This is a genomic window from Nostoc sp. MS1, assembly GCF_019976755.1.
GTDB lineage: Bacteria > Cyanobacteriota > Cyanobacteriia > Cyanobacteriales > Nostocaceae > Trichormus.
Genome location: NZ_AP023441.1, coordinates 1,116,708 through 1,138,619, shown reverse-complemented (window position 1 = coordinate 1,138,619; position 21,912 = coordinate 1,116,708). Strand labels below are relative to the sequence as shown.

General features: G+C 40.1%; 23 protein-coding genes and 1 pseudogene. 14 read left to right on the top strand and 10 right to left on the bottom strand.

The genetic code is table 11. The features are described 5' to 3' along the window. Window positions 1-171: 171 nt before the first annotated feature. From NSMS1_RS04900 to NSMS1_RS35430, 3 genes and pseudogenes are all read right to left on the bottom strand, one after another. Window positions 172-501, bottom strand: a complete 330-nt coding sequence (locus NSMS1_RS04900; RefSeq protein ID WP_224091628.1) for a Mo-dependent nitrogenase C-terminal domain-containing protein — start codon at window positions 499-501, stop codon at window positions 172-174. Between the two features lie 113 nt (window positions 502-614). Further along, window positions 615-2,153: a nitrogenase molybdenum-iron protein subunit beta gene (gene nifK / locus NSMS1_RS04895; protein WP_224091626.1), complete on the bottom strand. Its 1,539-nt coding sequence runs from the start codon at window positions 2,151-2,153 to the stop codon at window positions 615-617. Between the two features lie 200 nt (window positions 2,154-2,353). Continuing rightward, window positions 2,354-2,503: pseudogene (locus tag NSMS1_RS35430) on the bottom strand (nitrogenase molybdenum-iron protein subunit alpha); the annotation flags it as partial. A 110-nt stretch (window positions 2,504-2,613) separates the two neighbouring features. Between NSMS1_RS35430 and NSMS1_RS04890 the strand changes: the two are divergent. Genes NSMS1_RS04890 through NSMS1_RS04880 form a run of 3 tightly spaced genes read left to right on the top strand, consistent with a single transcriptional unit; the run spans window position 2,614 to window position 4,812 of the window. Next, window positions 2,614-4,032: a site-specific integrase gene (locus NSMS1_RS04890; RefSeq protein WP_224091616.1), complete on the top strand. Its 1,419-nt coding sequence runs from the start codon at window positions 2,614-2,616 to the stop codon at window positions 4,030-4,032. Between the two features lie 40 nt (window positions 4,033-4,072). Then, a complete protein-coding gene (locus NSMS1_RS04885; RefSeq protein ID WP_224091614.1) occupies window positions 4,073-4,342 on the top strand; it encodes a UPF0175 family protein in 270 nt (89 codons plus the stop codon). Beyond that, window positions 4,339-4,812 (top strand): DUF3368 domain-containing protein, encoded by a 474-nt coding sequence (locus tag NSMS1_RS04880; protein WP_224091613.1) that lies wholly within the window; start codon window positions 4,339-4,341, stop codon window positions 4,810-4,812. The genes NSMS1_RS04885 and NSMS1_RS04880 overlap by 4 nt, the downstream gene beginning before the upstream one ends. 1 nt (window position 4,813) lies before the next feature. Here NSMS1_RS04880 and NSMS1_RS04875 read toward each other — a convergent pair whose 3' ends face one another. Further along, complete coding sequence (locus tag NSMS1_RS04875) at window positions 4,814-5,476, bottom strand: hypothetical protein (RefSeq protein ID WP_224091612.1); 663 nt, start codon at window positions 5,474-5,476, stop codon at window positions 4,814-4,816. Window positions 5,477-5,786: 310 nt separating this feature from the next. On the opposite strand from NSMS1_RS04875, the gene NSMS1_RS04870 reads away from it, so the two are divergent. After that, complete coding sequence (locus NSMS1_RS04870; RefSeq protein WP_224091611.1) at window positions 5,787-6,347, top strand: Uma2 family endonuclease; 561 nt, start codon at window positions 5,787-5,789, stop codon at window positions 6,345-6,347. Window positions 6,348-6,455: 108 nt separating this feature from the next. Here NSMS1_RS04870 and NSMS1_RS04865 read toward each other — a convergent pair whose 3' ends face one another. Then, window positions 6,456-7,055 carry a hypothetical protein gene (locus tag NSMS1_RS04865; protein ID WP_224091610.1) on the bottom strand — a complete coding sequence of 200 codons (600 nt, stop codon included), beginning with the start codon at window positions 7,053-7,055 and terminating at the stop codon, window positions 6,456-6,458. A 164-nt stretch (window positions 7,056-7,219) separates the two neighbouring features. Here NSMS1_RS04865 and NSMS1_RS04860 point away from each other — a divergent pair, with 164 nt between their 5' ends. From NSMS1_RS04860 to NSMS1_RS04820, 9 genes are all read left to right on the top strand, one after another. After that, on the top strand, window positions 7,220-7,597 hold the full coding sequence (locus NSMS1_RS04860; RefSeq protein WP_224091609.1) for a hypothetical protein: 378 nt from the start codon (window positions 7,220-7,222) through the stop codon (window positions 7,595-7,597). A gap of 114 nt (window positions 7,598-7,711) precedes the next feature. After that, complete coding sequence (locus NSMS1_RS04855) at window positions 7,712-8,290, top strand: hypothetical protein (RefSeq protein ID WP_224091608.1); 579 nt, start codon at window positions 7,712-7,714, stop codon at window positions 8,288-8,290. A 67-nt stretch (window positions 8,291-8,357) separates the two neighbouring features. After that, window positions 8,358-9,701, top strand: a complete 1,344-nt coding sequence (locus tag NSMS1_RS04850; RefSeq protein WP_224091607.1) for a cytochrome P450 — start codon at window positions 8,358-8,360, stop codon at window positions 9,699-9,701. Window positions 9,702-9,830: 129 nt separating this feature from the next. Further along, window positions 9,831-12,017 carry a DNA methyltransferase gene (locus NSMS1_RS04845; protein WP_224091606.1) on the top strand — a complete coding sequence of 729 codons (2,187 nt, stop codon included), beginning with the start codon at window positions 9,831-9,833 and terminating at the stop codon, window positions 12,015-12,017. Window positions 12,018-12,160: 143 nt separating this feature from the next. Then, window positions 12,161-12,409, top strand: coding sequence for a hypothetical protein (locus NSMS1_RS04840; RefSeq protein ID WP_224091604.1), 249 nt, complete (start codon window positions 12,161-12,163; stop codon window positions 12,407-12,409). Window positions 12,410-12,480: 71 nt separating this feature from the next. After that, entirely contained in the window at window positions 12,481-12,969 is a 489-nt protein-coding gene (locus NSMS1_RS04835; RefSeq protein WP_224091602.1) for a type II toxin-antitoxin system VapC family toxin, read from the top strand. Beyond that, a complete protein-coding gene (locus NSMS1_RS04830; protein WP_224091600.1) occupies window positions 12,953-13,117 on the top strand; it encodes a hypothetical protein in 165 nt (54 codons plus the stop codon). The genes NSMS1_RS04835 and NSMS1_RS04830 overlap by 17 nt, the downstream gene beginning before the upstream one ends. 125 nt (window positions 13,118-13,242) lie before the next feature. Further along, entirely contained in the window at window positions 13,243-13,491 is a 249-nt protein-coding gene (locus NSMS1_RS04825) for a hypothetical protein (RefSeq protein WP_224091599.1), read from the top strand. Between the two features lie 190 nt (window positions 13,492-13,681). Beyond that, window positions 13,682-14,776: a HEPN domain-containing protein gene (locus tag NSMS1_RS04820; protein ID WP_224091598.1), complete on the top strand. Its 1,095-nt coding sequence runs from the start codon at window positions 13,682-13,684 to the stop codon at window positions 14,774-14,776. 200 nt (window positions 14,777-14,976) lie between these two features. Here the strand turns inward: NSMS1_RS04820 and nifD are convergent, their stop codons facing one another. From nifD to nifS, 4 genes are all read right to left on the bottom strand, one after another. After that, window positions 14,977-16,419 carry a nitrogenase molybdenum-iron protein alpha chain gene (gene nifD, locus NSMS1_RS04815; protein WP_224091597.1) on the bottom strand — a complete coding sequence of 481 codons (1,443 nt, stop codon included), beginning with the start codon at window positions 16,417-16,419 and terminating at the stop codon, window positions 14,977-14,979. A 130-nt stretch (window positions 16,420-16,549) separates the two neighbouring features. Then, window positions 16,550-17,437 carry a nitrogenase iron protein gene (nifH, locus tag NSMS1_RS04810; protein WP_224091592.1) on the bottom strand — a complete coding sequence of 296 codons (888 nt, stop codon included), beginning with the start codon at window positions 17,435-17,437 and terminating at the stop codon, window positions 16,550-16,552. A 260-nt stretch (window positions 17,438-17,697) separates the two neighbouring features. Further along, window positions 17,698-18,600 carry a Fe-S cluster assembly protein NifU gene (gene nifU, locus NSMS1_RS04805; protein WP_224091590.1) on the bottom strand — a complete coding sequence of 301 codons (903 nt, stop codon included), beginning with the start codon at window positions 18,598-18,600 and terminating at the stop codon, window positions 17,698-17,700. 196 nt (window positions 18,601-18,796) lie between these two features. Next, the gene (nifS, locus tag NSMS1_RS04800) at window positions 18,797-19,999 is read right to left on the bottom strand and encodes a cysteine desulfurase NifS (protein WP_224091587.1); all 1,203 of its coding nucleotides are present in this window, start codon (window positions 19,997-19,999) and stop codon (window positions 18,797-18,799) included. 105 nt (window positions 20,000-20,104) lie between these two features. Here nifS and xisF point away from each other — a divergent pair, with 105 nt between their 5' ends. Beyond that, the gene (gene xisF, locus NSMS1_RS04795) at window positions 20,105-21,649 is read left to right on the top strand and encodes a fdxN element excision recombinase XisF (protein ID WP_224095107.1); all 1,545 of its coding nucleotides are present in this window, start codon (window positions 20,105-20,107) and stop codon (window positions 21,647-21,649) included. Here xisF and NSMS1_RS35025 read toward each other — a convergent pair. Continuing rightward, complete coding sequence (locus NSMS1_RS35025; RefSeq protein WP_263432560.1) at window positions 21,646-21,774, bottom strand: hypothetical protein; 129 nt, start codon at window positions 21,772-21,774, stop codon at window positions 21,646-21,648. The genes xisF and NSMS1_RS35025 overlap by 4 nt on opposite strands. Between the last annotated feature and the right edge of the window lie 138 nt (window positions 21,775-21,912).

Genomic DNA, 21,912 nt, shown 5'->3' with positions numbered 1-21,912 from the left:
GTAGAATTACCTTTGTATTTTTGTTTACGAATTGCTAGAATTAATTATTATGTATCAATGGTTTCATTTTCATAAAAATAAACTTGACTTTTGCAAGAAATCCGGCTAATTAGGAAACACAAAAAGCAAGAGAAATTCTTTCCCTAGCCCCTAGCTCCTAACCTCTAACCTCTAGCAAATGTACTTTGTCACATCCACTCCGCAGTCATCAGCCAGATAAGATAAAGCGCGGAAACGCAATCCGACAAATTCGTCATACAGAGGATTGAGTTTACACAAAGCTGGAATATGGATAGTCCGTCCAAATAAATTAACGTCTCGCTCGAAAGGACAACAACAAGGAATTACTTGACAGACAAGATGAGCGAAACGAACATTTTTAACCGGAAAATTATCAATCCAACCACGCAAAGGGCGAAGCACAACATCAAATGCGCCTGGTTTCTTATAGTTTGGTGGATGTAAATTAGGGTGATGGTGATGAATTTGAGTTGATGACATACTTAGGAATTTCAAGTGAATAGAGTATTAGATATTGGGTACTGGGGAGCGGGTATTAATCCCAGTCCCCAGTCCCTAAGTTCTACCTGTCAATGGCAAGCTGTAAGCAATTTCTAGCGAATCAAGTCGAAGGAGATATCGGTTTTACCAGTGATGTTGGTGTTGCGATCCATCTCATCCAGAAGAGTGTTAACAACCCAGTTGAGGATGTTTAGACCACCTTGGTAGCCGAGGGTAGCGTAGCGGTGTAAGTGATGGCGATCGAAGATAGGATAACCAATACGTACCATTGGGATATTGGTATCGCGCCACAGGTATTTACCGTAGGAGTTACCGACGAAGAAGTCTACAGGCTCGGTGAACAACAAGCTACGGAAGTGCCACAAGTCTTTTTGAATCCAAACTTTAGCTTCTTTACCGAAGGGGCTAGCAGCGAGGATAGCTTCCATTTCTTTCTTGAAAGCTTCATCACCATTGTTGCAGAGGATGTGTACAGGTTCAGCACCCATCTCTAACAAGAAGTTGGTGACGGAGATAATCAAGTCAGGATCGCCGTAGATAGCGAACTTCTTACCATGAATCCAAGCGTAGGAGTCAGTGATAGCATCAACTAAACGACCACGTTCGATTTCCAACTCTTCAGGAATCGCTTTACCAGTCAATTCAGAGATAGCAGTCAAGAACTCGTCAGTACCCTTAACACCGAAGGGACGTAGAACTTTTGTTTCTTGCTTCCACTTGGTTTCGATGTATTCGCGGGTCTTAGGTGTGGTGTAAGCTTGGAGAGCAACTGTTGCCTTAGCGTTGATAGAATCAGCAGCATCTTCCAACTTAGTTCCACCTGGGTACATTTCATACTCACCAGTGTTTGGTGAATCGAAGTAGTCGCTGCTATCAGACAGAATGGTGTAGTCAACACCCATTACACCCAGCATCCGCTTAACTTCGCGGTTGTTACCTACATAGGTATCAAAACCAGGGATGATGTTGATTTTGCCATTGCTGGTAGCTGCTTTCTTACCTTCTGTCAAGTTAGACAGAATACCCTTCATCATGTTGTCGTAACCAGTTACGTGAGAACCAACGAAACTAGGTGTGTGAGCAAAGGGAACTGGGAAGTCTTGAGGAATGGAACCAGCGTTCTTAGAGTTAGTGATGAACGCGCCTAAGTCGTCACCGATTACCTCAGCCATACAGGTGGTGCAAACAGCAATCATCTTAGGCTTGTACAGTTGGTACGCAACCTGCATACCTTCAACCATGTTGTTCAAGCCACCGAATACTGCTGCGTCTTCTGTCATGGAAGAAGATACTGCGGAGCAAGGCTCTTTGTAGTGACGGCTGAGGTGTGTACGGAAGTATGCAACACAACCTTGAGAACCTTGTACGAAAGGTAGAGTACCTTCAAAACCCAGAGCAGCGAACATAGCGCCTACTGGCTGACAACCTTTAGCGGGGTTAACGGTTAGAGCTTCACGAGCGAAGTTCTTTTCGCGGTAATCCCAAGATTTTGTCCATTCAGACACTCTTTCAACTTCTTCAGGAGGGTGAGCGCCTTCAAAGTTCTTTCTCTTGTTTTCAAATAGCTCGGTGTATTCTGGCTGTTTGAATAGATCAACGTGGTCTACAATTCTTTCTGGATTCTGAGGCATTTTAGTATCTCTCTACGCTTGCTGGTTGGTGTGTAAGTGATGAGTTGGGATAGCCTGGGGGGTTTACTCCTTCCTCAAGGTAATAACGAGAGATGAATCATGAATATTGAATAAAAATATTCATCCAGCATTCAGCATTCACCATTCTTCCCTGAGTTCCTGGGGCAATAACCCCAGGCGATCCCTCTATTTACCTGGAACTAGGCAGCAGCCTTAGCTTTTGTAGCAGCTTTCTTCCAAGGAGCGCCGATTAAGTCCCAAGTAGGGCTGTTGAGCGCTAAATCCATGTCACGGGCGAAGATAGCGAATCCGTCGTAACCGTGATAAGGGCCGGAGTAATCCTTTTTGTGGTTTAATAGCTCTACGCGGCTTAATGTTTATGTTGAGCAGTGTTAGTTCTGAACATTGTTTGCCCAGAACAAATTAATTTTTAGGCTAAATATAGGCTAATACCACAGCGATGGAAAATCAGGGTAAAGACAAATATCAACAAGCCTTTGCAGACTTAGAGCCGCTTTCATCTACCGACGGCAGTTTTCTCGGTTCAAGTCTGCAAGCACAGCAGCAAAGAGAACACATGAGAGCCAAAGTCCTAGAAGAATTAGATAAAGTAAATCTGCGTTTGAAGTCTGCAAAGACCAAAGTATCAATCCGGGAATCAAACGGAAGTCTGCAATTGAGGGCAACGTTACCAATTAAACCCGGAGACAAGGACACAAAGGGAACTGGGAGAAAGCAGTACAATCTCAGTTTAAATATCCCTGCAAACTTAGACGGACTGAAAACGGCTGAGGAAGAAGCTTACGAATTAGGCAAATTAATTGCTCGTAAAACCTTTGAATGGAATGATAAGTATTTAGGTAAAGAAGCAACTAAAAAAGATGTAACAACTATAGGTGAGTTATTAGAAAAATTCGAGGAAGAATATTTCAAAACCCATAAACGCACCACAAAAAGCGAACATACATTTTTCTATTATTTTTCCCGCACTCAAAGATACACAAATCCACAAAACTTAGCAACGGCGGAAAATCTCATCAATTCAATTGAACAAATCGATAAAGAATGGGCAAGATATAACGCAGCCAGAGCTATATCTTCATTTTGCCAAACCTTCAATATAGAAATTGATTTGTCAAAATATGCAAAAATGCCCGATCGCAATTCGCGCAACATCCCCACAGATGCAGAAATACTATCAGGAATTAGTAAATTTGAAGAATATTTAACTACTAGAGGTAATCAAGTTAACCAAGATGTAAAAGATAGCTGGCAACTGTGGCGCTGGACGTATGGAATGTTAGCCGTATTTGGGTTACGTCCCAGAGAAATTTTTATTAACCCTGATATCGATTGGTGGTTAAGCAAGGAAAATTCAGACTTGACATGGAAGGTAAATAAAGAGTGTAAAACAGGGGAAAGACAAGCATTACCATTACACAAAGAATGGATTGATGAGTTTGATTTAAAAAACCCAAAATATTTAAAAATGCTGGCAACGGTAATTAGTAAAAAAGATAATAACAATCATGCAGAAATAACAGCATTAACACAACGAATAAGTTGGTGGTTCCGCAAAATTTGCTTAGATTTTAAGCCTTACGATTTACGTCACGCCTGGGCAATTCGCGCTCATATTTTAGGCATACCAATCAAAGCGGCGGCAGATAATTTAGGTCATAGTGTGCAAGTTCATACGCAAACTTATCAACGTTGGTTCTCTTTAGATATGCGGAAACTGGCGATTAATCAGGCGTTGACTAAGCGGAATGAGATTGATTTGATTAGAGAGGAGAATGCTAGATTGAGAATGGAGAATGAAAACTTGAAATTGGAGATTGAAAAGTTAAAGATGGAGTTAGTATATAAGCGGAGTTAAAGTTTGTGCCTAAAATCTAAGTTAATAAAGGAACATCATCATGCAAATTATCATTGAACTTCCCGATGATATAGCCAATCAATTACAAGTGCAACCCGCTAATATTTCCCGCCGAGTTTTGGAACTCATTGTAGCTGATAATTATCGCCGTAGTCGCATTGGAGCCGCCGAAGTCCACCGAATACTAAATTTCTCTTCTCGATGGGAAACTTACGAATTTCTTAAACGTGAACAAGCCTATTTGCCTTATACTGAAGAAGACCTAGAAGAAGATGTTCAAGCAATTCGTAACATACTAGGTAATGAATGATTATTGTCTCTAACACTTCTCCAATCAACTACCTAATTTTGATTGAGCAAATTAATCTCCTACCTGAACTATTTCAGCAAATTATCGTTCCTGAAGCAGTTTACACCGAGCTATCTGATAGATTTGCTCCACCACCTGTTCAAGCCTGGATTGCAAACCCACCTAGCTGGCTAAAAATTCAACCTGTTAGCCAAACTGCGGATGCAATTGCAAATTTGCTTGATCCTGGTGAAACTGAGGCTATCTTACTAGCCCAAGAACTTAATGCGGACTTACTCATTCTAGACGACATGAAAGCAAGACGCATTGCTAAAGAAAGAGGTTTAGCTATCACAGGTATCATAGGCATTTTGGATCAAGCAGCAACGATGAAGCTCATCGATTTACCCGTCGCTATCCAAAACCTTAAAAATACATCTTTTTGGGCATCTGATAGTTTGCTTCAAAAGTTATTAGATAAGCATTCTTAACTTAAATACTTTCCTCTATTGCCATACCTAAAGACTCAATAAGAGCTTTTATGTTCGGCATATAGTCTTCAATTATAGTGCTGGCTAAAATAACAGGATAGTTCTCGATAGGCTTGTTTTGGCGATTATACGTGAAAGCGTGAAAACGGATACCCATAGTATTTTCCGTACCCCGACCAAATTCTCCATGATAGTCGGTATCTAAAAGACGACGATGTTTAATAGTATTCACAAAAGCAGCAATGTATTTAAACTCATTTGAGTTACAAAGATTATTAAGAGCAATCTTGACCTTATCTAAATTTCTATTATTAAGTTCCTGAATAGTTTTAGCTACATTTACTTCAGCTTCGTGTAATGTAGATTCCAAAATCACTACATTAATAATTTGACATAAAATGTCTGCTATAGAATGCAAGTTCTGCAAAGCAGCTTCTATATAAGTTTCAGATTCAAGTTGAGCTTGTATGAAAGCGTTAAGATAAGGTTGTTCATTACTTATTTGCGAATATAAATCCCAAAAATTTGTCCATGTCTCCTGATATTTATCAGTCAGTATTAAAGCCTTACCGTATTTATAAAACAGAGCTTGGCAATACACACTTGAATCTGGTAAACCTCTGGAAAGGGTGATTTGTTGAAAATTACTTAAATCCCAATCCATACATTTATATGTGAAGATAAGTTTTACTCCATGAATGTATCATGTTACTACAGTAAGTAGGATGCGTCAGCGTTAATTAATGTTCATGATGAAATAGTATACCCAAGGTGACGCACCCTACAGAATCATTTTCTGCTCAAGAATCGTTAGTGTAAACTAACTCCAGTATCGCCTCAATAGATACCGGAGTAAAAAGCATCTCCACAGGCGATACCTGCGTTAAGCAATGAAAACGCTTACGCCAAAAGCCTTAGTATCAATATATAATGCAGACAAAGCCAATTAAACTCCCTTTTACGAAGCAGTCTCAATGGTACAAACCCCATCTAAACCCATAACATTAGACGAGTTTATCAAACTACCAGAAACAAAACCCGCCAGTGAATATATAGACGGTCAAATTATCCAGAAACCAATGCCACAAGGAAAACATAGCGCAATTCAAACCGAGTTTGCTACTACTGTCAATGCAATACTGAAGCCTCAACAGCTTGGACGGGCATTTTCAGAATTGCGTTGTACATTCGGCGGACGTTCAATAGTTCCAGATGTATCTGTGTTTACATGGGGAAGAATCCCACGCGATGACAATGGAGAAATTGCTAACACTTTTCCTCTTGCTCCTGACTGGACAATTGAAATTTTATCACCCGATCAAAGTCAGACAAAAGTAACAAAAAATATTCTTCATTGCTTAAAATATGGAACTCAAATGAGTTGGTTAATTGACCCTGATGAGCAAACTGTGTTTGTTTATCGTTCCAAACAAGAAACTGAAGTATTTGATGAGCCAGATTCAGTTATACCTGTACCATCATTTATCAGTGAACTTCATCTGACTATTAAAGATTTGTTTGCTTGGTTGCTGTAGTGGAAGTTAAAAATATAATTTGTTTGAGTTAAAATACGTTATCTTGTAGCAGCCAAAACAGTTTTATTCAAAAACAATACCACGGTAAATTTCGGCGATCGCTAACTTTCAACCTTGGATACCTTGAGATAAAATCCCTAAAATTTTGTTTATTTCCTTAATATAATAATTATTCAAATCGACAAACAAATTAGCGCCTTCTAGCTTTAAAAATTTCCAAATATCTCCTGTTGTTACCGCTCCATAAATTGTTTTAATTTCATTCCCTTCGCGTTCATTAAATATCTGCGCTGCCAACATTGCTGCCATACATTGACCCAAACCACCTTTAATGTTTTCATTTTTTGCTTCAACAATTATTATTACAGGAGCATTAATTGTTAACTGTTCTTTAGAACGACTGATAACAAAATCACAATAACCATTAAGCCCCTTCTCCGCATCAACATTAAAATCTGTCCCTGAAAATAAACTTATCTGATAATTAGCATTACGCCTTACTTCTAACAGAATAGGCGTAATAATCATTTCAGAGCGAGCTTTTTCTGTATTAATTGCTAATGCTAACTCTGTTGTTTCTGCCAAACTATTTATTAGTTTTTCGCTTATCTGTATGGGTTCAAAATTAGCAAATAAATCTACTTCTTCATAAATATTAATATTAAACTGTCTTTTAAATTTAGTTAAGGTGAAATCACTATAAGCCATTTGAATTACCTCATGATGCAAATTTGTAACTTAAAATTAAATATAAACAAATAGTATTTATATTGAACCATCCAAACTAAAATTATAATAACTTTGGTAAAAGAGCGATCGCTCTTTTAGCCCATCTTTCGCCAATTGTATAGGACAATAACAATCAAAAGATTATGGAAACATGGTTCCGGTACGTGTTGATATCGACTGCAATCTTCAATTTGCTGGGAGCAGTCATATTTGCATTACCCTTATTCGGTCAGCAAAAACTCTCTGGACTGCCTCAAAATGCTCATCCTCTATACATGGGAACCATATCATCTTGGGTTTTCATATTCGGTGTAGCGTACTTGTGGCTGGCTTTTGCAGATAAGCCTGAGCCGTTGTTTATTGCAGTCGCCGCCGCAGCTAAAATTGCGATCGCCATTCTCTTCTTTGTATTCTGGACACTTGGCGAACTAGGTTTTACCTTTGCATTGTCCGGGTGCATTGATTTATTTTTTGCGATCGCTTTCATCTACTGGCTGTTGCAGACAAGTCAAAAAACTTAGTCATCCCTAAATAGACAATTTGCTACTATGAAACAAAGTTGGGAATTGCCTACAAACTAGGCGATAACCTCTGGTCAGATTCCATCGCAATGATAGCAGATTTGCAAAAAGACTATGGCAAAGCGTAAAAAAAGCAATCTCCAGTGGATTAAAGAAACGCTAGACCTAAAACCTGACCATCGTTGGGAATCACCATCAGGTTACAAAATATTTGTTGCTAATCGGGGTGCTGTTCGCTTCAATGTCCCCGAAGATTGGCATTTTGAGCCGCAAGATAAATCCTTCAAATTCAGCGATAAAAAACCGCCTAACGATGATTGCTGTCTGGAAGTATCTTTTAATCAACTTCCCCCCAACGACTGGAGTCTATTTCCCCTCAAAGCTACTTTAAAGAAAGTAGTAGAAGATGACAGCCGTGATGTAATTGAGAAAGGAGAAATCATTAGCCTCAAGCGCCAAACCGCCAGAATTGTCTGGACAGAGATTAAGTTTATCGACACTCAAGAAGAACCAAGAGAAGCTTTTTCGCGGGTTTGCATTGGTTTGGGATCAAATGTGCAATGCTTAATTACATTCGATTATTGGGTGGATCAAGCAGAGCAGTTGATACCTGTTTGGGATGAGGTGATGCGATCGCTTACACTAGGTTTGTACATCCGTGACCCAAGAACTGGTCTGGCCTTTCCAGACTGAACTATAAAGTGCCATCGCCTTCACTAAGAGATTGCCTGTAATTTCATTTGAGGAAAAAGTAAACATTATGTTGAATCAATTACCAAATTACATTGGCAGTCCTTCGTGGTGGCAACTTATCAATTGGATTGGTGATCCAATTAGATTTCAGCAAAAATATAGACAAAAATATGGAGATATTTTCTCTATGCAATTGGGTGGGCTTGGCTCCTTTGTAATTGTAGGTAATCCCCAAGCTATTCAAGAAATTTTCAGCCAAGATTCTAAATTTGATATAGGTCGTGCAAATAAACTTGCAGAACCTCTCATTGGGCGAACTTCTGTAATGTTATTAGATGGCGATCGCCATCGACGGGAAAGAAAATTATTAATGCCACCGTTTCATGGAGAGAAGCTAAATATTTATGCTCAGAAAATCAGTATAATTACCAAGAAATTTGCTAACGAATGGCAGATTGAGCAACCTTTTGTAGCTCGCTCTACTATGCAGAAAGTAAGCCTAGAGGTGATTTTACAAATTGTCTTTGGTTTAAGTGAAGGGCAACGCTATCAACAAATTAAATCTCTATTGACCGCTTGGTTGGATATGATTGATTCCCCCTTGCGTTCCAGTATGCTATTTTTGCAATCCCTACAAAAAGATTGGGGAACCTGGAGTCCTTGGGGGCGGATGAAACACAGACAACGTTGTATTCTCGATTTACTCCAAGCAGAAATTGACGATAAAAGAACAAAAAATAATGGGAAAGGGGATGATGTTTTGAGTTTGATGATGGCAGCACTTGATGAAAATGGGCAACCCATGACAGATGAGGAATTAAAATATGAATTGCTAACGATTTTATTTGCTGGGCATGAAACTACGGCAACAATACTAGCGTGGGCTTTTTATCAAATTCACAAAAATTCAGATGTGCTGGAAAAATTGCAGCGAGAACTGGATATCTTAGGAGCAAATCCTTACCCGATGGAAATTGCACAACTTCCTTACTTAACAGCAGTTGTTCAAGAAACAATGCGTATGTATCCAGTCCTGCCAACACTTTTTCCACGCATTACCAAATCATCAATTAATATTGCAGGATACCAATTTGAACCTGATACTATTTTATTGCCGAGTATTTACCTATTGCATTATAGAGAAGACTTGTATCCGCATCCTCAAAAATTTCAGCCAGAACGTTTTATCGGAAGACAATATTCCCCTTCAGAATACATTCCCTTTGGCGGTGGAAGTCGGAGGTGTTTAGGATATGCCCTAGCTTTGTTAGAGATAAAATTAGTCTTAGCAACAGTTTTATCCAATTATCAACTAGCCTTAGCAGAGGATAAACCAGTTAAACTGCAACGACGTGGTTTTACCCTTGCGCCGAAGGGTGGAGTTCGGATGATGGTGACGGGAAAAAGATAAAATAGCTACGCATAAAAGTGATTATAATTGTTAGGTGCGATCGCTTACACTAGGTTTGTACATCCGTGACCCAAGGACTGGTTTAGCTTTCCCAGACTGAGCCACAAAAACAAATTGTATTGTTTCTTAATGACTAACTCCTTTCAGCTTCAACTGTTCAACCCCAGTTCTGATGATTGTGCAAAAATTGTTAGAGAAAGAACAGGTAGTTTCATCGACAATATGAAACTACCTATCCATAGATGGTTTCGTTATTCTGCTGGTTTTTCCGCCGCTTGGGTTGAAGAATTAATCAAAGATTTAGAGCCTCAAATTATTCTTGATCCATTTGCAGGCTCTGGTACTGTTTGTATTGCTGCTGATAAGTTAGGCGTTAGTTCTTACGGAGTTGAAGCACATCCTTTTGTTTATCGGCTTGCCAAAGGAAAGATTTCATGGAATGAAGATATATATAATTTTTTAGCAGTAATTAATGACATTAAGCAGTTGGCTACAAATTTTAAACTAGAATTGCCAGAAAAAATTCCTACTTTACTCAACAAGTGTTATACAGATGAGACATTAATAAGCCTATTTAAAATCAGGCAAGCATATCTAGAAATCGCCCCAAACTTATCTGAAGAACTACAATTTCTTGTTTTCCTAACCATCAGCGCTATCTTACGCTCATCAAGCCATGTAGGCACGGCACAATGGCAATACATTCTCCCCAATAAAAGAAAAATCAAAAGTTGTGAACCATTTGATGCTCTAGATAAACAAATGTTGATGATGCAAGGAGATATGCTTTATATGCAGTCTCTTACTAAAGTTAGTAGAGCTAATTTTATTCAAGGAGATGCAAGAAACCTACAAGCTATTCCAGATAATTTAATCGATTTAGTTATCACATCTCCACCTTACGCAAATAACTATGATTACGCAGACGCTACACGTCTAGAAATGACTTTTTGGGGTGAAGTTAATTCTTGGGGAGATTTGCATGAGACAGTGCGTAAATTCTTAATACGCTCAAGTTCGCAACACGTTTCTAAAGAGCGTCTGAGCTTAGATGCGCTTATAGCTGAATCTGTTACTGAACCAATCAAAGATGAATTAATTCCTGTCTGCAATGAGTTAGAAACTGTTCGAGGGACTAAGGGTGGTAATAAGGCATATCATACTATGATTGCCGCATATTTTGCTGATATGGGATCTGTATTCCAATCTCTACGTCGAGTTACTACATCTAATTGCAAAATTTGTATGGTGGTAGGAGATTCAGCTCCTTATGGTGTATATGTTCCTGTAGAAAAATGGCTTGGTAAATTAGCTCTAGCAGCAGGTTTTGATTTTTGGAGTTTTGAGCAAATTAGAGAACGAAATGTCAAGTGGAAAAATAGAAAACATGATGTTCCACTACATGAAGGACGACTTTGGATAGAAAGCAATATTATGGCACAATCACCATCACACAAATTTGGACAATCATTAGGAAAACTTCTGGAAGATATTGTACTAGATGATATCCTTAAACCTCGACTACAGCAGTTCGCTCAAACAAAAAACTATTATCTTGATTCACAAAAATCGCGTCCAGCAAGACCAGGAAAAAAGGTTACTTGGGAAGACAAATATGGCAATAAACATGATTTAGATTTTGTAATTGAAGTTGATGGTACAGATGAGAAACTTGGCAAACCAGTTGCATTTATTGAGTCTGCATGGCGTAGATATACAAAACACTCCAAGAACAAGGCTCAAGAAATACAAGGGGCTATATTACCAATTATTGAACTTCATCACCTATCAGCGCCATTTTATGGGGTAGTATTAGCGGGAGACTTTACGAAACCAGCTTTAGAACAATTGAGAAATAATGGCTTTGCAATTATTTATATTCCTTATCAAGAAGTAGTATCAGCATTTAAAACTATTAATTTCGATGTGGCATTTGATGAAGAAACTGCTGATGAAATTTATACAACAGCATCAAAGAGATTAGCCAGTATAACTAACGCAGACAAAGAGAAATTGAGGCAAGCTCTCATGCAAGTTTGTCAAAAAGAAGTAGACAGTTTTATGACCACACTCAGAAATTGTCTTGAGCGTTACATTACCAAAATAGCTATTATTCCACTTTTCGGAGTGAGATATGAATTTGGGAGTATTGATGAAGCTCTGATAGAGTTAGATAATAAAGTTGATATTGATACACCAGGTGGTAGATTCGAAAAATTTGAAGTTATTGTTGATTACAGTAACAATGACACAATTAGAGGAAATTTTCAAAATAAGGCTGTGCTAGCGGATTTTCTCAGGAAGTTGGAAAGTTAAGTATGTTTCGTTAGCCATGCGTTAGCGTGGCTTACCGTAGGTATCGCTTACAATAGTTGCTTGGTACTTTGGCGGAGCATATCAAAGCGATCGCCTAATCGTATCATCTCGCCTACTCTAGCTACAAAGCGCGATCGCAAGCTATGATTCAATTAGCAGCAAACCTTAGCAACCAGCCAGCTATACCTTTATCTGCATCTGCTGAAATTGCAGATTTTGCAGCAGTCAACTTAGTATTTGCATGGGTGCGTAGTCCAAATGTACCGCTAATTCTCGGTCAAACTAACTTTTTTCTTGAGTTCGATGTTTGCTTGGTGCGTCACTCTATCTCGTCAATTAGTATTATTAAGGCGCAATCATTAAGATTTAGGCAAAGTATCAGGATAAATTAAAAGCGGTAAGATGAGATATCTGATATGGTCAAACATAATCAAGCCCTTCGTTCATCTCACTTCTTAGCCTAATGAAGCCAAAAGTTTATATTGAAACCTCTATTCCTAGTTTTTATTACGAGGTACGTACTGAAGCTGATATGGTGGCACGGCGGGAGTGGACACAGGAATGGTGGCATAATGCAAATAATAACTATGAGCTAGTTACTAGCGTTGCAGTGCTGGATGAACTCAATCGAGGTAACTTTCCCAGAAAGAAGGAAGCAATAGAACTGATTAGTGGCTTGTCATTTGTTCCCATCGAAACTGTAATTGCTGAAATTGTTGAAGTGTATATTCAGCAACATCTCATGCCTAGTGATCCTCTCGGAGATGCACTACATCTTGCGCTGGCTTCGTACCATAAATGTGATTTTCTCTTGACTTGGAATTGTCGCCACTTGGCAAATGCTAACAAATTTGGGCATATCCGACGGCTGAACGTTATGCTGGGTTTATACGTTCCCACGTTAGTCACGCCGTTAGAGTTAATTGGAGCGCAAGATGACGAAGAAGGATGAAGCAATCAGTCAAATACGTAAAATTCGCCACTTGATATCTCAAGAAAATGGACACAACCCGCAGACTTTGGTGAATTATTACATTGAACTTCAAAAGCAATATCCCCACCTTATACAAAATAATCAGCAGACAGAACTATTAAAATAAGCAACACAGAAAAGCATGAAAGCCTAAGCATAGAAATTAAAAGCGGTAAGCTTCGCTTAAGCCTTTGGCTATCGCCTAATTCGTATCATCTCGACTACTCTAGCTACAAAGCGCAAACGTCAGCATTGCCCAGAGCGATCGCTCCCGCTATTATTCAATTAACAGGAAACCTTGGCAATCAGCCAGCTATGCCTTTATCTGCATCTGCTGAAATTGCAGACTTCGCAGCAGTCAAGTTAGTATTTGCATGGGTGCGTAGTCCAAATATCCCGCTAATTCTCGGTCAAACCAACTTTTTTCTTGAGTTCGATGTTTGCTTTTACCGTTTCCAGTTTGAGTTTGAAGTTAAACCCAAATCTTCAACAGCAAGTTAATCAGGTTTTGTTTTGAATGGAATTGCGATCGCTTACAGTGGGTGCTTGGTGCGATCGCATTGCTCATCATTTACATTATGGTCAAATCTGCTATCTATAAGGGCAAAATAGGGATGAGGTTCCGATATTTCTTAATTAAGAGATATTATTATTTATAATTAACATTATTAATAAAAAAATCCATTACAATATGCAATCTCAATTAATTGAAATAAAGATTACTAATATAGGCCCTAGTTTTGTAAACACCGATGATCGAACCATTCGTGAGTTTTGGGAAGAGGTAGTTAATGTATTGTCAACATCAGGCGTGACTGTAATACCGTACAAAAAAGAGCAAAAAAGTTATTCAATTGAAATTGATGCTTCAGATGTAATTGCGTATTTAAAAGCAGTAGAGATTTGTGAACATGATCAAGAAGTCTTTTACCAACGCATGAATGAACAAATGAAGTTAGGATATCATATGCTTAATAGTATCCTTAAACTTCAGTTAAAATATGACCAATTTAGCGAGACAGAAGAAAATGTACTCCAGATTGTTATCGGGAAATTTATACAACAGCTTTTTCTGGCAATGAATATTGCTCTTCCAGGTAGCATTGCACTTTACTCAGCAGAATATATAGAAACTAATGCTTTTGAATCAAAAAGCTCTTCTTTACTATACAAAATACCAGGTATCAAATCTGCTGTTCCAAAACCTCCTGAAATGAATGCCTCTATACTAGAATCTGCCTTTATTCATGCTTTAGATAGAGGCTGGCCTCCGCTACAACAAATGCCTTTTAAAACTGTATGGAATTGGTTAGAAGGAGAATTGCCATACTCTTTAGATTTAGCAGAAAAACCACACCATAAAGCTCTATTTACAATTCTTAGAATCACTAGTAAACAAACAAATATATTAGATACTATTTTGCTGATTGCACAAGCACTTGAAGCACTTTTTGTTGATGGAAAAGAAGGAATTGGTAGCACTTTAAAACAACGTCTAGAGCTAGTTCTTGGAACACCTCAATCTCATAAAAATTGGTTTAGTAAGTTTTATAACCGCAGAAGCCAAATTGCTCATGGCAGTGCGGCTATTTTGCGTCCTAATGATTTATACCATTGGGATGACCCATCTATTGAGGAGTATATTGAAGAATTTTATGGGCCGATAGACGAAGCAGTTGCAGTTCTCTTAGCTGTTTTACAAGATTTGATACGCAGTGATGCTAGAGAATACTGCTTTTTGCAAGAGGTTAAGAGGCTGAATCGACACAATCAGCAAGAAGAATAGAATTATAACAGAGTTATGTAGCTTTATTTAAGAAGATAATACCCTAAATTAATCTAAAAAACCTCTGTTAAAATAGTCTTTCACTTTACAGTTTTAATATCAACAAAACCTAACAAAAACCCATAAACCAGAACCAATAAGAGCTATATTATCTCAAGCAGCAATAATCTATTGTTCCTAATCAAACGTACAAACTGCATTTAGGCTAAAAATAGACTCATTTTTCTCCCATCAACAAAAACCCTTATCTTCCCTGACCTCTGCACCCCATCGCTAGGTTCGGAGTAATCCCAAGAGTGCATTTGACGGAAGGGAAGACCCATCTTTTGGAAGACGTACTTCTCTTTAATACCAGAAGCGATTAAATCAGGCTTCTTAGCTTTTACGAACTCCTCGAACTCGTAAGCGGTAACGTCATCGTAAATGATGGTAGCGTTATCGATGTAGTGGGTGGTACGTTTGTAGTCGTCGTTGTGAGCGAACTCGTAACCTGTACCAACAACCTTGATACCCAAGTCTTCAAAAGCGGGAACAACGTGACGAGGACGTAGACCACCTACGTACAGCATTACGGTGTTGCCTTCCAAACGAGGACGGTACTTCTCAAGTACAGAGTTCATTACTGGTGTGTACTTAGCAATTACCTTCTCAGCGTTTTCTTGAATCTTGGAATCAAATTTAGCTGCGATTTCACGTAAAGAAGCAGCAATCTTGGTGGGGCCGAAGAAGTTGAACTCCATCCAAGGCATACCGTATTGTTCTTCCAAACTACGGCAGATGTAGTTCATAGAACGGTAGCAGTGGATGAGGACTAACTTAGCAGCAGGGCCTTGGATCAACTCGTTGAGTGTACCATCACCAGACCACTGAGCTACTACACGTAAGCCCATTTCTTCCAACAGCATCCGGCTTGCCCAAGCATCACCACCGATGTTGTAGTCACCGATTAATGCTACGTCGTATGGGCTTGGCTCGAAGTCAAGTCTGTTTTCCTTCTTCAGCTTGTCGTATTCTGGGAAAATCCAGTCACGGATAGCATCGTTAGCGATGTGGTGTCCTAAAGACTGAGATACACCACGGAAACCTTCGCAACGTAGGGGTACAACAGGCTTACCAATTTGCTTAGAAGTTTTCTTAGCTACAGCTTCGATGTCATCCCCAATTAGACCGATGGGACATTCAGATTGAATGGAAACACCACGGTTTAGAGGGAATAGAACATCGAGTTCTTCGATAAGTTTAGTGAGTTTTTTGTCACCACCGAACACGATGTCGCGTTCTTGGAAGTCTGAGGTGAAGTGCATAGTACCAAAAGAGTTGATACCAGTTACACCAACGTAGTAGTTACGACGACCAGACCAAGACCAGTAACCGCAACCTACAGGCCCGTGGCTGATGTGGATCATGTCCTTAATAGGACCCCAAACCACACCCTTAGAACCTGCATAAGCACAACCACGAGCGGTCATTACACCAGGAACAGATTTGATGTTAGACTTAACGCCGCAATCAGACTTGTTTTCTTCGTGAACGTTGAGGTGTTTTTCGCGTTTTTTGCGAGATTTTTCAGGATAAGCTTTGAGAACTTCTTGAATAAGTTCCTTATTTTCTTCTACAAGATTCTTGTTTTCTGGAGGTGTCATACTCTGCCTCGGTGACTCTTATGAATGGGAAATAGAAGGATATTTGAGGAGATGGAGAAGGGGAAAGGAGAGTGGAAGAGGAATTACTCCCTAATCTTCCTGTCTCCGTATCTCCTAGTTACGGTATTACCTATTTGGAAGCTTCTGCGGGCTTACCAATAATATCTGCGTGCTTGGTATCGTCATCAAGGATACCGTATTCGATCAACAGTGCTTCTAGTTCATCCATTTCAATTGGTGTAGGAATGGTGAGTTTGTCGTTGTTGATGATCTTCTTAGCTAACGCACGGTATTCTTGACCTTGGTTGCTGTCTGGTGCGTACTCGTTAACGGTCATACGACGCAATTCAGCGTGTTGAACGATGTTGTCACGAGGTACAAAGTGAATCATTTGGGTGTTCAAACGTTCAGCCAAGTTTTCGATCAATTCGGCTTCACGGTCTGTTTTACGGCTGTTACAGATCAAACCACCCAAGCGTACACCGCCGGAGTGAGCATATTTCAAAATACCGCGAGCGATGTTGTTTGCAGCGTACATCGCCATCATTTCACCAGAAGTAACGATGTAGATTTCTTGTGCTTTACCTTCACGGATAGGCATAGCGAAACCACCGCACACAACGTCACCCAATACGTCGTAGGAAACGAAGTCTAGGTCTTGGTAAGCACCGTTTTCTTCCAAGAAGTTAATAGCTGTGATGATACCACGACCAGCGCAACCTACACCGGGTTCTGGACCACCAGACTCTACGCACTTAACGCCACGGAAACCGGTGAGCATTACTTCTTCGAGTTCTAGGTCTTCTACTGCACCACGTTCAGCAGCTAAGTGTAATACGGTGGTTTGTGCTTTGGCGTGGAGCATCAAACGGGTGGAGTCAGCTTTAGGGTCACATCCTACGATCATGATGCGTTGACCCATTTCTGCCATAGCTGCAAGGGTGTTTTGGGAGGTGGTAGACTTACCGATACCGCCTTTACCGTAGAAAGCTATCTGTCTAATATTTTCGTCAGTCATTGTTCTTTCCTGCTAGTGGTTGGTTAGTTGGTGGTCTTTTTACGTTGGTTCTCACGCCTGTTGAGCTATGGCTGTGAGGGTTTTATAGAACGTCGCCGAATGGAGGCGATCGCTCTACAAAAAACACATTAGAATTGGTACTCATGATGGGTTCGTTATGTGGTTGTAAAAGTTCTTGATGAAGTCCAGAGTCAATAGTCCATAGTCCAAAGTATTGATTTTTCTCTGTTGACTAATGACCATTGAATGTTGACTAATGACTAAACTGCTTCTACTACTAGGCTTGGGTTAATGCGATCGCGTAATCTCGCTTCAATTGCTATCTTTAATGTTGCGGTAGAGCTTGAACACGAGCCACACGCGCCTTGTAATACTACTTTGACAATATCGCCGTCTACGTCGTAGAGTTCTACATCTCCACCGTCGGCTATTAATACGGGTCTTACTTCTTCATCTAATACTTTTTGAATTAGGGCAATCTTTTGAACGTTGGTTAATGGTCGTTTCTGCCCAGAATTAGCGATTTCTTTAGTAAGGTTTACGCCTTTTGTGTTGAGATTCGTTACAGCGTTCTTTTCCTTTACATCTTTAATGATATCATCAATTTTAGCTAAACAGGAACCGCAACCGCCACCAGCTTTGATGTAATTTGTTACCTGTTCCGCAGTAGTAAGGTTATTTTCGATAACTACGCGACGCACCTTATTTTCGCTGACACCGAAGCAAGTACAAACTAATGCACCTTCGTCATCGTCATCATGAGCAGCGCGAGGAATGCCACGATAGTTATAGATAGCAGCTTCCAGAGCTTCTTGCCCCATCACGGAGCAGTGCATTTTGGCTTCTGGCAAGCCACCAAGATAATCAGCAATGTCTTTATTGGAAACTTTCAGGGCTTCATCCAAGGTAAGACCCTTAACCATTTCGGTCAAGGCGCTGGAAGATGCGATCGCACTTGTACAGCCAAAGGTTTGAAAACGGGCATCAACAATCTGATCAGACTCTACTTGTACCTTGATGTGCAATCTCAGCGCATCACCGCAAGCAATACTTCCTACTTCGCCTGTAGCGACCTTCACGCCAGGTTCGCCATTATCTTCAATAACTCCCTGATTCTTGGGATCGTAAAACAGTTCCAATACTTTATCTGTGTAGTCCCACATATTTAGTTCCGAGTGCTGAGTGATAAGTGCTGAGTGGGGGCGGGGAGTAGGGAGTTGGCAGTGGGGAGTGGTGAACAGAAGGAAAGATGTAATTAACCAACTCTTTCCCCATCCCCTAATTCTTTTCGGAAGGAGAGTGGTAATTGGTAAACTCTTTCCCCACTCCCTACTCCCTACTCCCCATTCCCTAATCTAATTAACGATGTGCCAATGTTTGTTCTTGGGCTTGCAACCAACCCGCTTCGTCATTTTTGAAGGGGGAAAGGGCGCGGAGACGTTCGACAATTTCGGGCATGACTTCGATGACGCGATCGATTTGAGCTTCTGTAGTGTAGCGACAAAGACTGAAGCGAATCGAACCGTGGAGGGTGGTGTATGGTAAACCCATTGCCCGGAGGACGTGGGATGGTTCCAGCGACCCAGAGGTACAAGCCGAACCAGACGACGCACAGATGCCATATTTGTTTAACAAGAGCAGAATAGCTTCGCCTTCTATGTATTTGAAGCCGATATTGGTGGTGTTGGGCAATCTCTGCGTAATGTCACCGTTAACTTCGCAGTCGGGGATTTTAGCGAGTAAGGATTGTTCTAGGCGATCGCGCAGTCTTGTCTCTCTCTTAATCGCTGTTTCTATATGCAGCCGTTCCAATTCTGCGGCTTTACCTAAACCAACAATTCCGGGTACATTCTCTGTCCCTGCACGGCGACCACGTTCTTGGTGTCCACCAATCAGTAAGGGACGGAATCGCACACCTCGACGCACATACAAAGCGCCGATGCCTTTGGGTGCGTGGATTTTGTGACCAGACATAGTTAACATATCTATGGTGCTGGTCTTCATGTTCAGAGGTATCTTACCTACTGCTTGCACCGCATCTACGTGGAAGATTGCGCCGCGTTCTTTCACACGTTTGCCAATTTCTTCGATAGGGAAGATAGTCCCGGTTTCGTTATTGGCGTACATAATTGTCACCAAGGCGGTGTTACCAGTCAAGGAGGCTTCTAGTTCATCTAGATCCAATTGACCGTGACGATTGACTGATAGATAGGTAACAGTATAGCCTTGGGTTTCTAATTGTTTGCAGACATTTAAGACTGCGGGGTGCTCTACTTGTGTGGTAATGATGTGACGCTTTTCGGGTTGGGCTAACAATGCGGCGCGAATTGCAGCATTATCACCTTCCGTTCCACAACTGGTAAAAACAATTTCTGACTCATCCGCACCCAACAGGGCTGCAACTTGTTCTCTGGCTGTTCTTACTGCTTTCCCTAGTTGCCCCCCGAAGGTGTGCATACTGGAAGGATTACCGTAAAACTCTGTCAGGTAAGGCATAATTGCCTCTACAACTGCTGGGTCTACCTTAGTAGTTGCATTATTATCAAGATAAATAACACTCATCTTTATACCCCTAAGATTTCACCCTGATGTTTTTGCAGTTGTTCGGAAAACTTCTGTGAATAGAAGTATATGCAATCAAACGATGATGAAAGTTGTGGTGTTGCTATGGAAATATGGGGTTACGCCAGAGTCAGCAGTGAGGAACAACAAACAGATAAAGGTGCTTTGCGAAAGCAAGTAGAACGTCTGCGTAATGCGGGATGTTCCAAAGTCTATTGGGATATTCAATCGCGGACTACCGAGGTCAGGGAAGGGCTACAACAATTAATTCATGATTTGCAGACATCCGCAAAGGGTAAGGTAAAATCTCTGCAATTTACCCGCATTGACCGGATTGGCTCATCATCACGGTTGTTTTACTCATTATTGGAGGTGTTGCGTTCCAAAGAAATTAAACTGATAGCTCTAGACCAAGGAGTTGACCCAGACAGCCTTGGTGGGGAATTAACAATTGATATGTTACTTGCTGCTGCAAAATTTGAGGTAAGAATGGTAACGGAGAGATTAAAAAGTGAACGCCGTCATCGGGTAAACCAAGGAAAAAGTCACCGAATTGCTCCATTGGGATACCGTATCGATAAAGATAAATATGTCCGCGATAATTCACCATGCGTTTGCTTGTTAGCTGGACAAATCGAATTAACTGTATCGGACGTAGCAAGATATATTTTCAAAACTTTTTTTGAGTGTGGTTCAGTTGCGGCTACTGTTCGTAAGTTGCATTCAGATTTTGGTATAGAAACAAAAGCTTTAAATTGGCACAAGCAGGAACAATCTTCACGAATCGTCAGTGATGATGACTTAGATAAAATTGTCTTTGCACCCAATAAAACTAATCATCCCTGGCGTTATCCTTGGTCTGGTTTAAGATGGTCAATTCCAGGTTTAAAAGCATTATTAGTCAACCCTGTTTATGCGGGTGGTTTGCCTTTTGATACTTATGCTAAATCAAAGGGAAAGCGAAAACATTTTGATGAGTGGAAGGTCAAATGGGGAACTCATGATGATGAAGCAATAATTACCTGTGAAGAACACGAAAGGGTAAAACAGATTATCCGAGAAAATCGTAATAATCGATGGGCTGCAAGAGAAGATAATGAAGTGAACCCATTTTCTAAGTTAATTAAATGTAGTTATTGCGGTGGTTCAATGACGCGCCATGCAAAACGGGTAGATAAGAATGGGCAAGCTATCTATTATTATCAGTGCCGTTTGTACAAAGCTGGTAATTGTAGCAATAAAAATATGATTTCATCAAAAGTATTGGATATACAGGTAGTTGATTTATTAGCACAAGAAGCCGAACGGTTGGCAAACTTGGTGGAAACAGATGAGCAACCTGTTGTAGAGGAACCACCAGAAGTGAAAACGCTCCGCGCATCATTGAATAGTTTGGAAACTTTACCACCAAGTTCAGCTATTGAACAAATCAAAAATGACCTGAAGGAACAGATTGCGATCGCACTAGGAACAATCAATAATACTACCAAACAATCACTCATAGCTAAAGAGCGAATTATCCAGGCTTTTGCTAATAAAAGTTATTGGCAAGAGCTTAACGCCCAAGATAAAAAATTAATACTCAATGGCTGCATTAAAAAAATATGTGTAGATGGCAACTTTGTTACAACCATTGAGTATCGTTATTAAGCAGTTTTGCTTTTAGATTTTGTTTTCTTCTCTGGGATAGCCAAGGTGGATTTTAACTCGGCTTTACGTTTTTCCCATTCTAGAACTGTGCGAATTACAACTTGTGACCAGGATTCGTAAGCCATAAACACCATTGTTCGTTATTTTGAGAATAACGAAATTAAAATTTCTTTTTGTTCATTGCAAGCAATCGTTTGAGGTAGAAATGTTTTGAGATAACATAAAGGTATAAAAGAATCATAATATACTCACAAAAAGTATTA

Coding starts and splice junctions, on each gene's coding strand:
- NSMS1_RS04900 (WP_224091628.1), bottom strand. CDS start 501: ATGTCATCAACTCAAATTCATCACCATCACCCTAATTTACATCCACCA.
- nifK (WP_224091626.1), bottom strand. CDS start 2,153: ATGCCTCAGAATCCAGAAAGAATTGTAGACCACGTTGATCTATTCAAA.
- NSMS1_RS04890 (WP_224091616.1), top strand. CDS start 2,614: ATGGAAAATCAGGGTAAAGACAAATATCAACAAGCCTTTGCAGACTTA.
- NSMS1_RS04885 (WP_224091614.1), top strand. CDS start 4,073: ATGCAAATTATCATTGAACTTCCCGATGATATAGCCAATCAATTACAA.
- NSMS1_RS04880 (WP_224091613.1), top strand. CDS start 4,339: ATGATTATTGTCTCTAACACTTCTCCAATCAACTACCTAATTTTGATT.
- NSMS1_RS04875 (WP_224091612.1), bottom strand. CDS start 5,476: ATGGATTGGGATTTAAGTAATTTTCAACAAATCACCCTTTCCAGAGGT.
- NSMS1_RS04870 (WP_224091611.1), top strand. CDS start 5,787: ATGGTACAAACCCCATCTAAACCCATAACATTAGACGAGTTTATCAAA.
- NSMS1_RS04865 (WP_224091610.1), bottom strand. CDS start 7,055: ATGGCTTATAGTGATTTCACCTTAACTAAATTTAAAAGACAGTTTAAT.
- NSMS1_RS04860 (WP_224091609.1), top strand. CDS start 7,220: ATGGAAACATGGTTCCGGTACGTGTTGATATCGACTGCAATCTTCAAT.
- NSMS1_RS04855 (WP_224091608.1), top strand. CDS start 7,712: ATGGCAAAGCGTAAAAAAAGCAATCTCCAGTGGATTAAAGAAACGCTA.
- NSMS1_RS04850 (WP_224091607.1), top strand. CDS start 8,358: ATGTTGAATCAATTACCAAATTACATTGGCAGTCCTTCGTGGTGGCAA.
- NSMS1_RS04845 (WP_224091606.1), top strand. CDS start 9,831: ATGACTAACTCCTTTCAGCTTCAACTGTTCAACCCCAGTTCTGATGAT.
- NSMS1_RS04840 (WP_224091604.1), top strand. CDS start 12,161: ATGATTCAATTAGCAGCAAACCTTAGCAACCAGCCAGCTATACCTTTA.
- NSMS1_RS04835 (WP_224091602.1), top strand. CDS start 12,481: ATGAAGCCAAAAGTTTATATTGAAACCTCTATTCCTAGTTTTTATTAC.
- NSMS1_RS04830 (WP_224091600.1), top strand. CDS start 12,953: ATGACGAAGAAGGATGAAGCAATCAGTCAAATACGTAAAATTCGCCAC.
- NSMS1_RS04820 (WP_224091598.1), top strand. CDS start 13,682: ATGCAATCTCAATTAATTGAAATAAAGATTACTAATATAGGCCCTAGT.
- nifD (WP_224091597.1), bottom strand. CDS start 16,419: ATGACACCTCCAGAAAACAAGAATCTTGTAGAAGAAAATAAGGAACTT.
- nifH (WP_224091592.1), bottom strand. CDS start 17,437: ATGACTGACGAAAATATTAGACAGATAGCTTTCTACGGTAAAGGCGGT.
- nifU (WP_224091590.1), bottom strand. CDS start 18,600: ATGTGGGACTACACAGATAAAGTATTGGAACTGTTTTACGATCCCAAG.
- nifS (WP_224091587.1), bottom strand. CDS start 19,999: ATGAGTGTTATTTATCTTGATAATAATGCAACTACTAAGGTAGACCCA.
- xisF (WP_224095107.1), top strand. CDS start 20,105: ATGGAAATATGGGGTTACGCCAGAGTCAGCAGTGAGGAACAACAAACA.
- NSMS1_RS35025 (WP_263432560.1), bottom strand. CDS start 21,774: ATGGCTTACGAATCCTGGTCACAAGTTGTAATTCGCACAGTTCTAGAA.